We start from the raw sequence: 918 nt of genomic DNA, 5'->3' as shown, positions 1-918 counted from the left end.
CGGTGGGAGTGCCGGTGGGCTCTCCCGTCGGCTCCGCGGTGGGGGTGGCCGTCGGCTCGGCGGTCGGCGTCGGGCTCGGGGCCGGGTCGGCGCTGACCACACTGGCGCGGGCCTGGCCCGGGACCACCGAGGTCACGGTCCCGGCGGCATCCACGGTCACCTCGGAGCTCATCGCGGCGGGCAGGTCGATGCGCTGCCAGCCGTCGGAGGAGGAGTCCAGGGCGGAGCCGGAGGGGATCTCCGTGGCGGCCAGGACCTGACGGCGCTGCTCTGCGGTCAGGGTCGGGAAGGCCGTGGCCAGCAGGGACTCCGCGCCGGCGGGCACCCGCGGGGCCTGGCCGGTGGCGCCGACGGCCGGGAAGCCGTAGGTCATCCGGGCCCGGTAGGCCTGCAGGGCCGAGGCGCGGTCGGTGACCGGTGCTGCGGAGACGGCGTCGGTGAACACGTTGCGGTACCCGCCGGAGTCGTTCGCGCGGGTCGCGTCGATGCACGCGGTGAGGGTCTGACCCAGTCCGGCCTCCTGGCACCGCTGGGTGAGGTAGTCGGTCAGCTCGGCGCGGGCCGGGGCCAGGGTGGTCTGGGCGTAGTCACCGGAGTACAGGGCCACGGTGCCCAGGTGGCCCTCGATGCGCCCGCCCCTCACATCCAGCGGGTAGTGCACGCCCAGCACGCTCCGGTTGTTGCCGGCCTCGGAGGAGCGGGTCAGGATCTCCGGGCACACCACCTACGCCTACGGCATCGGCATCGGCCTGGCCATGGTGCTGCCGGAGCTCGGCCCGGAGATCCTGACCCGCTCCTCCGAGGGCGGCAACACACGGATCGTGCTGGGCGTGCACTACCCGCTGGATGTGATGGGCGGGCGTATCGAGGGCCACCTGGGCACAGTGCGCCTGTACTCCGGTCACGACGCAGAGACCA

1 protein-coding gene and 1 pseudogene are annotated in these 918 nt (G+C 73.9%); one reads left to right on the top strand and one right to left on the bottom strand.

Annotated features, from left to right (window positions below; translation table 11 throughout):
* Positions 1–661: pseudogene (locus NS354_RS12790) on the bottom strand (hypothetical protein); the annotation flags it as partial.
* Between the two features lie 19 nt (positions 662–680).
* Here NS354_RS12790 and NS354_RS12785 point away from each other — a divergent pair.
* A partial coding sequence (locus NS354_RS12785; RefSeq protein ID WP_345994186.1) for a phosphatase PAP2 family protein occupies positions 681–918 on the top strand: 238 nt, incomplete at its 3' end.

The organism is Leucobacter chromiiresistens, from assembly GCF_001477055.1.
GTDB classification, from domain to species: domain Bacteria; phylum Actinomycetota; class Actinomycetes; order Actinomycetales; family Microbacteriaceae; genus Leucobacter; species Leucobacter chromiiresistens_A.
The sequence above is the reverse complement of the archived record's forward strand: the minus strand, read 5'-3'. Positions and strand labels throughout refer to the sequence as shown.